At 67.5% G+C, this 13432-nt stretch carries 14 protein-coding genes; 3 read left to right on the top strand and 11 right to left on the bottom strand.

All coding sequences use genetic code 11. The features are described from left to right. The first annotated feature begins 41 nt into the window (after positions 1-41). Positions 42-650, top strand: a complete 609-nt coding sequence (locus NS1_RS22060; protein WP_062987303.1) for a GNAT family N-acetyltransferase — start codon at positions 42-44, stop codon at positions 648-650. A 7-nt stretch (positions 651-657) separates the two neighbouring features. Here the strand turns inward: NS1_RS22060 and NS1_RS22055 are convergent, their stop codons facing one another. From NS1_RS22055 to NS1_RS22030, 6 genes are all read right to left on the bottom strand, one after another. Beyond that, positions 658-1230 carry an adenine phosphoribosyltransferase gene (locus NS1_RS22055; RefSeq protein ID WP_062987301.1) on the bottom strand — a complete coding sequence of 191 codons (573 nt, stop codon included), beginning with the start codon at positions 1228-1230 and terminating at the stop codon, positions 658-660. Positions 1231-1253: 23 nt separating this feature from the next. Next, a complete protein-coding gene (locus NS1_RS22050) occupies positions 1254-2969 on the bottom strand; it encodes an ABC transporter substrate-binding protein (protein ID WP_062987299.1) in 1716 nt (571 codons plus the stop codon). A 25-nt stretch (positions 2970-2994) separates the two neighbouring features. Then, a complete protein-coding gene (gene secF, locus NS1_RS22045; protein ID WP_062987297.1) occupies positions 2995-4179 on the bottom strand; it encodes a protein translocase subunit SecF in 1185 nt (394 codons plus the stop codon). Beyond that, positions 4176-5873, bottom strand: a complete 1698-nt coding sequence (secD, locus tag NS1_RS22040) for a protein translocase subunit SecD (RefSeq protein ID WP_062987295.1) — start codon at positions 5871-5873, stop codon at positions 4176-4178. The genes secF and secD overlap by 4 nt, the downstream gene beginning before the upstream one ends. 98 nt (positions 5874-5971) lie before the next feature. Further along, complete coding sequence (gene yajC / locus NS1_RS22035; protein WP_056810762.1) at positions 5972-6313, bottom strand: preprotein translocase subunit YajC; 342 nt, start codon at positions 6311-6313, stop codon at positions 5972-5974. A 106-nt stretch (positions 6314-6419) separates the two neighbouring features. Next, entirely contained in the window at positions 6420-7910 is a 1491-nt protein-coding gene (locus NS1_RS22030) for a flavin-containing monooxygenase (RefSeq protein WP_062987293.1), read from the bottom strand. Between the two features lie 70 nt (positions 7911-7980). Here NS1_RS22030 and NS1_RS22025 point away from each other — a divergent pair, with 70 nt between their 5' ends. Together NS1_RS22025 and NS1_RS42190 are read left to right on the top strand one after the other, a co-directional pair. Beyond that, the gene (locus tag NS1_RS22025) at positions 7981-8610 is read left to right on the top strand and encodes a TetR/AcrR family transcriptional regulator (protein WP_255284635.1); all 630 of its coding nucleotides are present in this window, start codon (positions 7981-7983) and stop codon (positions 8608-8610) included. A 36-nt stretch (positions 8611-8646) separates the two neighbouring features. Next, positions 8647-9225 (top strand): DivIVA domain-containing protein, encoded by a 579-nt coding sequence (locus NS1_RS42190; protein ID WP_062987289.1) that lies wholly within the window; start codon positions 8647-8649, stop codon positions 9223-9225. Between the two features lie 37 nt (positions 9226-9262). Here NS1_RS42190 and NS1_RS22015 read toward each other — a convergent pair whose 3' ends face one another. The 5 genes from NS1_RS22015 to NS1_RS21995 all read right to left on the bottom strand — a co-directional run bounded on the left by NS1_RS22015 (position 9263) and on the right by NS1_RS21995 (position 13409). Next, a complete protein-coding gene (locus tag NS1_RS22015) occupies positions 9263-9775 on the bottom strand; it encodes a GtrA family protein (RefSeq protein ID WP_255284634.1) in 513 nt (170 codons plus the stop codon). 54 nt (positions 9776-9829) lie between these two features. Then, positions 9830-10918: a Holliday junction branch migration DNA helicase RuvB gene (gene ruvB / locus NS1_RS22010; RefSeq protein ID WP_062987287.1), complete on the bottom strand. Its 1089-nt coding sequence runs from the start codon at positions 10916-10918 to the stop codon at positions 9830-9832. A gap of 3 nt (positions 10919-10921) precedes the next feature. Continuing rightward, on the bottom strand, positions 10922-11521 hold the full coding sequence (ruvA, locus tag NS1_RS22005) for a Holliday junction branch migration protein RuvA (RefSeq protein WP_062987285.1): 600 nt from the start codon (positions 11519-11521) through the stop codon (positions 10922-10924). After that, positions 11518-12087 (bottom strand): crossover junction endodeoxyribonuclease RuvC, encoded by a 570-nt coding sequence (ruvC, locus tag NS1_RS22000; protein WP_056810781.1) that lies wholly within the window; start codon positions 12085-12087, stop codon positions 11518-11520. The genes ruvA and ruvC overlap by 4 nt, the downstream gene beginning before the upstream one ends. A 188-nt stretch (positions 12088-12275) precedes the next feature. After that, the gene (locus NS1_RS21995; protein WP_062987283.1) at positions 12276-13409 is read right to left on the bottom strand and encodes a hypothetical protein; all 1134 of its coding nucleotides are present in this window, start codon (positions 13407-13409) and stop codon (positions 12276-12278) included. Positions 13410-13432 lie beyond the last annotated feature (23 nt).

Genomic DNA, 13432 nt, shown 5'->3' with positions numbered 1-13432 from the left:
GTCTGAATTCGAAAAGCACAGCCCCCTAGTCGAGGAGTGCGATGTCGGAGACGATTGTGGTGCGAACGGCCGGTCAGAGCGACGTCGACGCGGCAGCACAGACACTGGCCGAAGCCTTCCAGCACGACCCGGTGATGAGCTGGATCCTGCCGGACTCACACCGGCGCGCGCTCGGTCTACCCCGATTCTTCGCCACTATGGCGCGCCACATCTTCGTTCCCAGCGGTGCGTCCGAGGTGGCCCTCCGCCCGGACGGCACGGTGGGCGGCGCGGCCCTGTGGACCCCGCCGCGCACGGCGCAGTCGTCGATGAGCGAACTTCGCACGCTGCCCGGCCTCTGGCGCGCCTTCGGCCGCCGCGTCCCGGCCGCCAAACAGGTCGGCGACCTGCTGAAGAAGAACCACCCCACCGAACCACACTGGTACCTGGGAATGATCGGCACCGCCCCCGATGCCAGAGGCGGCGGCTTCGGCCACGCCCTGCTGCGCACCGCCCTCGAGACCGTCGACGTCGAGGGCGCCCTCGCCTATCTCGAATCCAGCAACCCGGTCAACGTTCCGTACTACGAACGCTTCGGCTTCGCGGTGACGGGCGAACTCCAGCTCCCGGACGGCCCGCCGCTCTGGCCGATGCTGCGAACACCGCGCTGAGAACGGGTCAGAGCTTGACGATCGAGGTCACCGGGTAGTCGCCCTGGTGCTCGCGGCCCTGCAGGAACTCGAGCTCCATCACCACCGCGGCGGCTACCACCTCGGCGCCGACCTCCTTGAACAGGGCGGCCGCGGCGGCGAGGGTGCCGCCGGTGGCGAGGACGTCGTCGAGCAGCAGGATTCGCTTGCCCGCGAGATCGACGCCGTCGGCGGGGATCTCCAGTGCGGCGGAACCGTATTCGAGTTCGTACTCGCGCGAGACGACCGGCGGCGGGAGCTTGCCGCCCTTGCGGATGGCGAGCACCCCGGTGCCGAGGGTCGCCGCGACGCCGGCGCCGAGCAGGAAGCCACGCGCGTCGACACCGGCCACGAGGTCGGCGTCGGGGGCGATGGCAGCGAAGCAGTCGATGACCACGCGGAAACCGGCCGCGTCGGCGAAGACCGGGGTGAGATCGGCGAAACGCACACCCGGCGTGGGGAAGTCGTCGTGCCAGCGAGTCAGCCGGGTGACCGCCTCGGCCGCCTCGGCGGTCCGCTCACTGGCCTGATCCTCGGACTCGACCACCGCGTGCTTGCTCATCAACCCTCTTTCATCACGTCCACTCATCGCTGCAACACCCAGCGATCCATGTTCCACCCGGTACCGGCCTGTGTCGGCCCGGCGATCCCGTTCTGCATCCCGTTGCCGAAAGCGATGACGCGCGGCGTCGCGAACAACGGAATGCTCGGGAGCTGCGCCCACAATAGGTTCTCGGCCTCGGTCAGCAAATTCAGCGTCGCGGTCGAATTGGACTCGCCCGCAAGCTGATCGGTGATCGCATCGTAGCGACCGTTAGCAAAGCCACCGAAATCGAGGCCGCTACCTGCCCGCAACGCGGCGAACGCGACAACACCCTCGCTCGATCCCGCGGGCCCCGGCACCGCACCGGTGCCGCCGAGTACCGCGTCGACGGCGCCCTCGGGCAGTCTGAGCGGAGTGAAGTCGGGCGCACCCGCGTCGACCACGGTGATTCCCGCCCCACGACACGACTCGGCGATCATCGCCACGGTCCGCGCACGGCGGACGTCGGGCCCCTGGTAGCCGATCCGCACCGTCGGCTGCGCCGTGCCCGCGGAGGCCAAGGTGGCGGTGGCCGCGGGGATGTCGGCGCCACGATACCGATCGGCGCCCCCGATCACCGCCGGGTAGTACAACGCATCCTGCTGTACCACATGGGCATCCAGAACGCCCGCGCCGAGCCCGTACTTCGGCGGCTCCTTCCCCGCCTTGCCGAGGGTGTCGAACAGAGCCTGCCGGGGCACGCACTGCGCGAACGCCCGGCGCACCTCCACCCGCGAGAACACCCCGCCGCTGGCGAGCACGAGCTGTTCGGCGCCGCGACTCGCGACCGTCTGCTCGTCGAAACCGTCGAGCTTCAGATCCGCGACCGACCCGGCCCCGAGATCGACGACCCCGAGCGCGTTCTCCTTCGCCTTGGCGGCGAAGTCGGTGCCCTTGGGCCACACCACGATCCGCTTCGTCTCGGGCGCGTCACCCCACCACTTCTCATTGGCGACCAGCACCAGACCGTCCTTCGCACTGAAGGATTCGATCCGATACGGACCCGACGACGGGAACTTGGTCAGGTCGAGCGCCCCGGCCTTGACGGTCCAGCCGCTGTTCCAGAAATCGGCGATCCGGCCGATCACCGGACCGTCGCCGGTCTGCAGGGCGTTTACCACATTCGGCACGCCGACCGCCTGCGCCACCACATGCGCCGGCATCACCTCGGTCGCGGTGAACAGCGTCCGCCACGGCAGGTAGTGCTTGCCCGGCCGGAACACCACGGTGGCGTCCTTGGATCCCGGTTGGCAGTCGATCCGTTCGATCTCGTCGTAGCCCACGGTGCTCGCCGCGTCGAACAGCGAGACGGGCCCGCGATCGCCCGGGCGGGTGAACTTGCCCGAGCGCGCCGACCACGCCAGCACCAGGTCGTCGCAGGAGGTCTTCACCCCGTCGGAGTACACCCCGTCCGGGTTGAGCCGGTACTGCACCGTCTGGGTCTCGCCCGGCACTTCCTTGGCCGTGCCGACGTCGGTGTCGGCCACCTGCTGACCGTCGGGTCCGGTGTAGAAGAACCCGGTCAGCACGCGGCCGAACACCGCGGCGGCGCCACTACTGGCACCGCGCGTGCTCGCGCCGTTGTAGCTGGCGATCGAGGCGTCCACGGCGTACCCGATGGAGGGCACCTGGTTCTTCGCCGAGCACCCGGCCACCACGGAGGTGGTCACGGCCGCCGTGGCGAGGGCGGTGATCAGTCGAATCGTGCTGCGTCGCATGATGAGACCCCCTGCTTGTCGGTCGTCAGTGCCTTCTCTTCTGACGCTTTCCGCTCGGACGCGAACCCGGCCGCGGCGCACCACTGTCGGTCGGTCGGGGGCCACGGGCCGCCGAAGCGCTTGCGCCCACCGGAACCCGGGCGCCCGCGCCGACACCGGCGCGCTTGTCCAGGACCTTCTTGGTGTGCGCGGCCACCGGACCCCAGCGTTCCTTGATCGAGACCAGCACCGGCACGGCGAGGAAGATCGAGGAGTAGGCGCCGACGATCATGCCGACCAACTGCACCAGCGCGAGGTCCTTGAGCGTGCCGACACCGAGCAGCCACACCGCGATCACCAGCATGCCGATGATCGGCAGGATGCCGATGATCGTGGTACTGATCGAGCGCATCAGGGTCTGGTTGGCGGCCAGGTTGGCCTGTTCGGCGTAGGTGCGTTTGTTCAGGTGCAGCACGCCTCGCGTGTTCTCCTCGACCTTGTCGAAGACCACCACGTTGTCGTAGAGCACGTAACCCAGAATCGTGAGCAAGCCGATCACCGCGGCCGGTGTCACCTCGAACCCGACCAGCGAATAGATACCCGCCGTCACGAACAGGTTGAAGAACAGCGACACGATCGCCGCGACGGACATGTCCCGTTCGAAGCGGATGGCGATGTACACCATCGTCAACAACACGAACACCGCCAGCGCGATCAACGCCTTCTGGGTGATCTGCCCGCCCCAGGTCTCGCTGATCTCGGCGATGCTGATGGCGTTGCGGCTCACCTGCCCGGACGAGTCCTTGGGCTGGAATTCGTCGTAGAGCGCGGTCTGGAGCTGGTCGATCTGTTCCAGGTCGAGGGTCTCCGAACGCACCTGGATGGTGGCCGCGTCCCCGGAACCGACCTTCTGCACCGACACCGGTCCGTGGCCGAGCGCCTGCGAGTAGACGTCTTCCACCTCCTGGGTGGTAATGCCCTCGGCCGCGGGGATCTGGATACGCGAGCCGCCCTCGAAGTCGATACCGAGGGTGAAACCGCGCACGCCGATGCTGAGCAGCGAGATCAGCAGCAGCACCGCCGACAGCGTGTAGAACAACTTGCGCCTGCTGACGATGGGGAAGCCGCCGGTGCCGGTGTAGAGACGCTCGAAGAAGCCGTGCTTCGGGCCCTGTGTGGGCTCGTAGGAGTCCAGGTTCACCGATTCCTCGGTGGGGTTGTCGTTGCTCATCGTGACATCTCCTTCGACCTGGCCTGGCCGCGTTCCCTGGCGATCTGCTGAACCGAGCCGAGTCCGTTCACCGACGGCTTGGCCCAGAACGGCGAGCGCGCGGCGAGCATCAGCAACGGTGCGGTGACCAGGTACAGCACGATCACGTCGAGGACCGTGGTGACACCGAGGGTGAAGGCGAAGCCCTTCACCTGACCGGCGGCGAGCAGGTAGAGCACGACCGAGGCGATCAAGCTGACCGTCTTACCGGACAGGTTGGTGCGCTGAGCTCGCTGCCAGCCGCGCGGCACCGCCGAGCGGAAGCTGCGTCCTTCGCGCATCTCGTCCTTGATGCGTTCGAAGAACACCACGAACGAGTCGGCCGTCAAACCGATACCGATGATCAGACCGGCGATGCCCGCGAGGTCGAGGGTGAACCCGATCCACCGCCCGAGCAGCACGATGATGCCGTAGACCGCGACACCGGCCGCGATCAGTGAGAACCCGGCCAGCAGGCCGAGCATCCGGTACACGAGCAGGCAGTACAGCAGCACCGCGATCAGGCCGATCGCGCCGGCCAGCAGACCCGCCTTCAGCGAGGACAGGCCCAGCGTGGCCGAGACTGTCTCCGCTTCGGAGGTCTGGAACGACAGCGGCAGCGAACCGTACTTCAGCGTGTTGGCCAGCTCTTCCGCGCTGTCGGCGGTGAAGCTGCCCGAGATCGAGGTACGACCACCCAGCTGCGGGCCCTGCTGCACCTGCGGGGCGCTGACGACCTTCGAGTCGAGCACGAACGCGACTCGCTTGTTGACGTACTCACCGGTCAGCTTCGACCAGGCATCGGCACCGGAGGACTTGAACTCGAGGTTCACCTCGTGCCGGGCCTGCTGGGAGTTCAGGCCGGAGGTCGCGTCGGCGATCTCCTGGCCGTCGATGCGGCTCGGGCCGAGCAGAAACACCTCGGCGCCGTCCTGCGAGCAGGTGACCAGCGGAAGGGCCGGGTCGTCGTTACCGGTCAGCGGGTCGGGCTTGGTGCAGTCCATGGCCGCCACGGCAACCTGCTGAACCTGCTGATCGGTGCTCTGGCGCAGCGCCTTGGCGTCGGCGATCTCCTTGGCCTGCTGCTGCTGGGTGGTGAGCCCACCGGGCGGCGGAGTCGGCGTCGGCGGTGCCTGCGCGGGGAACACCCGCGACTGCGGAGCCGGGGTCGTCGCACCCTCGGCGGGCGGGGTCGATTCACCGGGCACCGGCGCCGGAGTCTCCGTGGCCGCGGGGGGCGCGGTGCCACCCGGTGGCGCGGTGCCGGTCGCGGGCGGAGCCGCGCCGCCTGCCTGCGGCTCGGTCGCGAACAGCACCGGGCGGATGTAGAGCTTGGCGGTGGTGGCCAGCGCGCGTGCCTGCTGGCTGTCCTCGCCGGGCACCGTGATGACCAGGTTGTCACCGTCGATGACCACCTCGGAGCCGGAGACGCCGAGACCGTTGACACGGCTCTCGATGATCTCCTGCGCCTTCTTCAGGCTGTCCTGGCTCGGCCTGTTGCCGTCGGGGGTACGCGCGGTCAACGTGACGCGGGTACCGCCCTGCAGGTCGATGCCGAGCTTGGCCGACGGGGAATGGTCACCGGTGAAGAACACCAGCGCGTAGATCACGGCCAGAAGCGCGGCGTAGACGCCGAGCAACCGGAACGGATGCGCCGATCCTTGGGAAGGTGGCACAGCAGGTCATCTCCTAGGCGGAAGTCGAGGCTGAATCGGTAGGCACAACGGTGCCCGGCCCGGAACGCAGTACGCGCCCGGGCGGGAAAAGGGACTGGTCAGTCCTTGGTCAGCCGGGTCTCGGTCTGTTCCACGGCTTCCTCGGCGGGGGCGTCGGTGACCTCGGGGGTCTCCTCGACCGTCTGCTCGTCGACGCGCACCTCGCGGATCGCCTGGCGCAGCCACGTCGTGACCACGTCCTCGGCGATCTCCAGGTCGATGGTGTTCTCGTCGAGGTCGACGATGGTGCCGTACAGACCCGAGGTGGTGACGACAGCGTCACCGACCTTCAAGGCCTCCTGCATCGTCGAGACCTTCTCGGCCTCCCGCTTCTGTTTGCGGATACCGAAGAACATCGGCACGAGCAGGGCCAGGATCAGCAGCGGAAACAGGAAGTCCATCGTCGAAGTCAGTCCCTAGTCAGTGGTGGACGTGCAAGTACGCCTGACAGTCTGCCAGTTCCCCGTCGCGGCGACACACCGGACACCGACGCGCGCGTGAAACAGCTCACGTGATGCTGCCGTAGGTGTAGTCGTCGAGCGGAAAGGTGACTGCCTCGCGGTGCGCCGCGGCGGTGCTGGTCGGGCGCAGCAGCGCCGCTTCACCGTGCTGGTTGAAGTAGTAGCTGCGCGCGGTGGCGCAGTCGCCGCCGTAGAACACCGAGGAACCCAGCTTGTCGGTCATCCGGTCGAGGAATTCCGCATTGGCGTCCTCGGTGACCTCGAAGGTCTGCTCACCGCGGCGGAACAGCTCGGTGAACAACCTGCCCATGTGCTTCATCTGGGCCTCGATGGTGGTGAAGTACGACAGCCCACTGTAGGAGTAGGGGCTGTTGAGGCTCAAGAAGTTGGGGAACTTGGGCACGGTGATGCCCTCGTAGGCCTGAAAACGGTTGTCGCGCCAGAACTTCCCGAGGTTCACGCCGTCGCGCCCGACGATCTCGATCGCCGGGAAGTTCACGTCCCAGAGATTGAAGCCGGTGGCGAGCAGCAGCGTGTCGATCTCGGTCTTGTGGCCGTCGGCGGTGACGATGCCGTCGGGCTCCACATGGTCGATCGAGTTCGTCTCCAGCCGCACGTGCGGCTGGTTGAACGTCTTGAAATAGGTGTTGGAGAACGTCGGGCGCTTGCAGCCGAAGTCGTAGTGCGGGGTGAGCTTGTCCCTGGTCTCGGGGTCACGCACCTGCGCGAACAGGTGCGCCTTGGCCAACGCGGCGGCTGCCCGGTTCAACGGTTCGGCCTGCTTGTAATGCAGCACGCCGACGACCATCAATGCCTCGAGCATGCCGGTGTTGACCAGCCGAGCCGCCTTCTGTGTGAGCGGAACCTTGTCGAACAGTTCCCGCACCACCCCTGGAATCGGCGCGTCGACCTTGGGCACCACCCAGATCGGGGTCCGCTGGAACACGGTCAGCTCATCGACCTTCTTCGCGACCTCGGGCACCAACTGCACCGCGGTGGCGCCGGTGCCGATGACGGCGGCCCTGCGACCGGTCAGGTCGTAGTCGGCGTCCCAGTCGGTGGTGTGGATGATTTTGCCCGCGAAGGTCTCGATGCCGGGGAACGGCGGAGTGTAGGGCTGGGACAGGAACCCCGTCGCCGTGAGCAGATAGCGCGCGGTCAGCGTCTCACCACCGGCGATCGTGACCACCCACTGCTGGTTCTCCGCGTCCCAGCGCGCACCGTCGACGACGGTCCCGAACCGCATCCGCCTGCGCAGATCGTATTTGTCGGCCACGTGCTCGGCGTATTTCTTCAGCTCGGCGCCGGGCGCGAACAGCCGGGTCCAGCGCGGGTTCGGCTCGAAGGAGTAGGAGTAGGTCACCGAGGCGATGTCGACCGCCAGACCCGGATACCTGTTCACATGCCAGGTGCCACCCAGGTCGTCCTCGCGTTCCAGGATGACGAAATCGCGCAGCCCGAGCCGGTCGAGTTCGATACCTGCGCCGATGCCGCCGAAACCCGCTCCGACCACGACCGCGTCGAACTGAGGAACCATGTCGAACCTCCACACTGAGATCACGAGAATGACATGTCATTCTGATTACGCCGACTGTAACATCGTCAATGTGACGAAGCCACCCTCGCGAATCGACCAGCGCAAAGCCGAATTGCGCAGGGAGATCATCGATACCGCGTTCGACTGCTTCGCCGAGAAGGGCTATCACGCCACCGGAATCGCCGATATCGCCACGCGTCTGGGCATCGGGCACGGCACCTTCTACCGCTATTTCGCGAACAAACGCGACATCATCGACCATGTCATCGACGAGGTGAGTGGGCGCATCTTCGGCGCGCTCGACAAGGACATGGAGCCCGAGAGTGCGTCCACCATCGACGAATACGCCGCGCTGATCGACCGGATCGGCGACTCGCTCACCCGCGTCCTGCTCGACGATCCACGCACGGCGCACCTGCTGCTGTTCCACGCCACCGGTATCGACGACGAACTCACGGCGCGGGTGTACGGCCTGGTCGACGCCACCGAGATCCTCATGACGCGCTACCTCGATCACGGTGTGCGCGTCGGTTACCTACGCGCCGATATCGACACCGTCAATACCGCCAAGGCGGCACTGGGCATGATCGTCGCCGGGCTCGTATCGGGCATGCGTACCCCTGATCCGGCATCGATGTCGGTGTACAGTCACGCCGTGCGGCGGCTGTTCATCGATGGCGTGCGCGCCGCTGCCCGATAGCGAAAAGCCGTGGGATAGAAGGGCAATCCTGAGACAATGACCGCTGTGACGCCCGACGATGTGAGCCGCACCCACTTCGCCATGCCGACTCTGGGCCATCGCGGCTACCACGCAGACGAGGTCGACGCCTTCCTGGAACAGGTGTCGGCCACCCTCGACGGGCAGGGCGGGCTCACCGCCGACGACATCCGCCACGTGCACTTCGGCGCACCGCGTTTCGGTGGTCGCGGCTATCAGGCCGACCAGGTCGACGACTTCCTCGACCGCGTACGGACCGAGCTCGAACACCGGCAGAAGGGTGGCCCGCCCGTTCCGGCGGCGCGTGCCGGCGACGATGTCGCCGAGATGCTCACCCCCGACGACGTGCACCGCATGCGTTTCACCCAGTCCGCCGTCGGCAGGCGCGGCTACCACGAGGAAGAGGTCGACGCCTTCCTCGACCTGGTCGCGGCGACCCTGGCCCACAACGGCCCCGGCAGCCTCACCACCTCCGATGTGCGCGGCGTCCGCTTCAACGACACCCGCCTCGGCACTCGCGGCTACGCCCGCGAAGAAGTAGACGCCTTCATCGACCTGGTGATCACCGCACTGGAGCACCCCGAACGCCGTCCGTGATTCTGGCGGCTGGCGCCGATGGGGGTTACGCCCGTTCCTACCCTTGGATGCTGTGGAGTTCGGCTTCGCGCAGGTCGTCGGGGAAGACGTAGCGACGGAAGGCCCAGAAGCGGAACGCCATGGCCAGCAGGACGCCCAGGATCTGTCCCGAGATGAAGTTGGCCACCATCTGTACCGTCGGATCCACGTGCGGCACACGCAGGTTCAGCGCATAGAGCGAGATAGCCTGCGGGATCATGGTGACCACGATGCCCAGCGCGCTGACGGCGAAGAACAGGGCCGCTTCATGGCTACGCTGCCTGCCGCCGCGGGCGCGGAAGGACCACTCGCGATTGAGGATGTAGGAGGCGATGGTCGCGATCAGCGCGCCGAGCAGGCGCGCGGTGAGCGGCTTGTCCCCGAGCACGGTCAGTTTCACCGCGTACACGACCCCGGTGTCGATGAACCAGGTGACCGCGCCGACCACGGCGAATTTCAGAAGTTCCCGATGCTTCATCAGCAGGGAACGCAACGGCTCGGGGAGTCGTTGCACCACCTCTAGGACTGCCACCGAATCGACAGTAGACGACGTTGCGGCGCGATGCCCGTCCGGAGGCGGGGTATTTCAGTCCAAGCCCTCGACACTCGGTTGCGGTTCACGCCCACGCACTTCGATGGCGCCGATGACCAGATCGGGCGGCGGCACCAGGCCCAGATGTTCCCAGGCCCCCGCGGTCGCGACCCGGCCTCGGGGCGTGCGGGCGACGAGCCCGGCGCGAACGAGGAACGGTTCACAGACCTCTTCCACGGTGGCCGCCTCCTCGCCGACCGCCACGGCCAGGGTCGACACACCCACCGGTCCCCCACCGAAGCCACGCACGAGCGCGCCGAGGACAGCGCGGTCGAGCCGGTCGAGGCCGAGCGCGTCGACGTCGTAGACCTCGAGCGCCGCCATCGCGATGGGGTGGGTGATGAACCCGTCGGCTCTGACCTCGGCGTAGTCGCGGACCCGGCGCAGCAGCCGGTTGGCGATCCGTGGGGTACCGCGGGAGCGTCCGGCGACTTCGGCGGCGGCGTCCTGGTCGATCTGCACGCCGAGGATGCGGGCCGAACGGGTGAGGATCTGCAGTAGTTCGGCGGGGTCGTAGAAGTCCATGTGACCGGTGAAGCCGAAGCGGTCGCGCAGCGGGCCGGTGAGCGCGCCCGAGCGGGTGGTGGCGCCGACCAGGGTGAACGGGGCGATGTCGAGGGGGATCGAGGTCGCGCCGGGGCCCTTGCCGACCACCACGTCGACGCGGAAGTCCTCCATCGCCAGGTACAGCATTTCCTCGGCCGGGCGGGCCATTCGGTGGATCTCGTCGATGAACAGGACATCGCCCTCGACCAGGTTGGACAGCATGGCGGCGAGGTCGCCCGCGCGCTCCAGGGCCGGTCCCGAGGTGATGCGAAGGGCGGTGCCCAGTTCGCCCGCGATGATCATCGCCATGCTGGTCTTACCGAGGCCGGGTGGTCCCGACAGCAGGACGTGGTCGGGGGTGGCGCCGCGCTGGCGGGCGCCACGCAGCACGAGTGCGAGCTGTTCGCGCACGCGGGGCTGGCCGATGAACTCGTCGAGCGAGGTCGGACGCAGTCCGGTTTCGGCTTCGCCGTCGGTGCTGAGATACCGGGCGGTGAGGTCGGATTCGTCGGTCTCGTCGATGTCGTCGTCGAACACGGTCTACCTGTTCTTGCCGAGCAGGCCGAGAGCCGCGCGCAATGCCACCGAGGTGGTGGCGGTCGGCTGGTCGGCGAGGACGGTGTCGACGGCCTGTTCGGCCTGTTTCGCGGAGAACCCGAGGCCGACGAGCGCTTCGGAAACCTGTTCGCGCACAGGGGTACTCGGCGTTTCCGCGCCGGGCGGACCGGTGGGAACAGCCACCTGGTTCACCTTGTCGCGCAGCTCGACGACCATCCGCTCGGCGCCACGTTTGCCGATGCCGGGGACCCGGGTGAGGGCGGAGACGTTGCTCTCGGCCAGTGCTTTTCGCAGCGCCTCGGGTTCGAGCACGGCGAGCACCGCCATCGCCAGACGAGGGCCGACGCCGGAGACGGTCTGCAGCAGCCCGAACAGTTCGCGCGCCTCGGTGTCGGCGAACCCGAACAGGGTCATCGAGTCCTCGCGCACGATCATCGCCGTGTAGAGACGGGTCTGTTCGCCACGGGTGAGCCCGGCGAGAGTGGCCGGGGTGGCATTGAGGCGGTACCCGACGCCCGCGGCCTCGATCACCACGTGATCGAGCGCGATCTCGAGTACCTCGCCGCGTACCGACGCGATCACCCGCGCACCACCTTCCGTTGTTCGGCGAGCCGTTGTTCGTAGCGGCGGCGAACCTGCTCCGCCTGCGCCTGCGCGGCCGCCATCCGATCCATCAGCGGCGCCCGCCAACAATGACAGATCGCCAGTGCGAGCGCGTCGGCGGCATCCGCCGGTTTCGGCGCCACCTGCAACCCGAGAATTCGCGTGACCATGGCGGTCACCTGCGCTTTGTCCGCCGTACCGTTCCCGGTGACAGCGGCTTTCACCTCGCTGGGCGTATGGAAGGCCACCCGGATCCCGCGCCGCGCCGCGGCCAGCGCGATCACCCCACCGGCCTGCGCCGTCCCCATCGCGGTGCGCACATTGTGCTGAGCGAATACCCGCTCGATCGCGACAGCTTCGGGCCGGTGGGTATCCATCCACTCCTCGGCGGCATCGGCGACAGCCATCAATCGCAAGGCCAGCTCGGCGTCCGGCGGCGTCCGCACCACCCCCACATCGAGGGCGACCACCTTCCGGCCCGGTCCGCTGTCCACCATGCTGAGCCCGCACCGGGTAAGCCCCGGATCGACGCCCATCACCCGCACCGGCCACCCCTTCGAAGACACGAACAGTTGTTCGAAAGTCTAGAGCATCCCCGGGTTCGGACCCACCAACGACACGATCTCACGCCGGTCGCGGCGACAGCCCGAGCAGCGCGGGATCGCGGGCGTGCTCGGCCCGGACCCGCGCCGGATCCGCGACCAACCTGCGCGTGCGCAGGTCGAGCAGGCCGCTACGGCGTGCTCTTCAGTCCGATCGTCGGATCGATGAACTTGTTGGTGACGATCGCGTCGGCGGCGAGGCCGTCGGGAACCTCGACGCCACGCTTGCGCAGGATCGGAGTGACGGCGCTGATCACCCGGTCGACTCGGGCGGTATCGAAATCACCGAGGCTGTTGTCGGGGCCGTTGCCGACGATCCTCTGGGCGAGCTGGACTTTCACCGAGTCGGTGTTGCCGCCCGCGGTCATCGGCGGACCATCGGGAATCGTCTCGGCGATGCGCAGCAGCGCCGCGTTGACCGGGTCCGGATCGCTGATGTAGTCGATCTGGGCCTGCTGCAGCATCGGCACCAGCTTGCTCAGGCAGGGGCTGAGTTTTTCCATCTCCCCGGCGCGCACCGACCAGGCGTGCGGGTAGATCTCGTAGCCGGACTCGTGGATCAGCAACGATTTCACCGGCTTCAGCCACCCCTTCACGTCGTGTTCCCACCGGTAGGGCTCGTTGGAGACGTACCCCTGCTGCATCACCCGGCCGCGTTCGGCGACGAACCGGCTGGGGGTGCCGTCGAAGGAGGCATCGGCCTGATCGGGTTTCACGTCGCCGTGGGCGATCAGATAGTCCATGAATAGTTTGCCCTCGCTGTAGACAACCGGTGCGCCCGATGCGGGAACGTCCTTCCACGACGTGATCTGCGGGTAGGTCGCCGGATCGAACAGGACGATCTGCGGATTGACGTCGAGCGAGGCGAACACCCCCGTCACCGGGAACTTCGACTGTGCCCGCACGGCGTCGTCGGTCGGCACGAAACCGAGGGTGATGCTCTGGTCCTGATACATCTGCGCGGGCACCGGCTGGCCACCGAGGAACGGGCCACCCAGGCGCACTTCGACATTCACGCCGGTGTCACCGAGCGGACCGGAGTAAGCGCCCTTCTTCACGTCGACCGTGCCGTTCGGTCCGACCAGCTGATAGGCCGCGGCCCGCTCCGGCGTGGCGAACCAATCCGTCTGGATGACCACGGTCGACGGGCAGACACCCGCGAGGACACCCTGACCGGTGGGGCCGGGCACCGAGGTCGCGCTGTTGCAGGCGGTCAGCACTGTGGCGCCGGCGAATACGGCCGTGGCGAGGAGAGATTTGCGCACCGGAAATCCTTCGGGTCGAGCGA

The organism is Nocardia salmonicida NBRC 13393, assembly GCF_001613085.1.
GTDB lineage: Bacteria > Actinomycetota > Actinomycetes > Mycobacteriales > Mycobacteriaceae > Nocardia > Nocardia salmonicida.
This window is presented reverse-complemented; position numbering and strand designations above follow the sequence as displayed.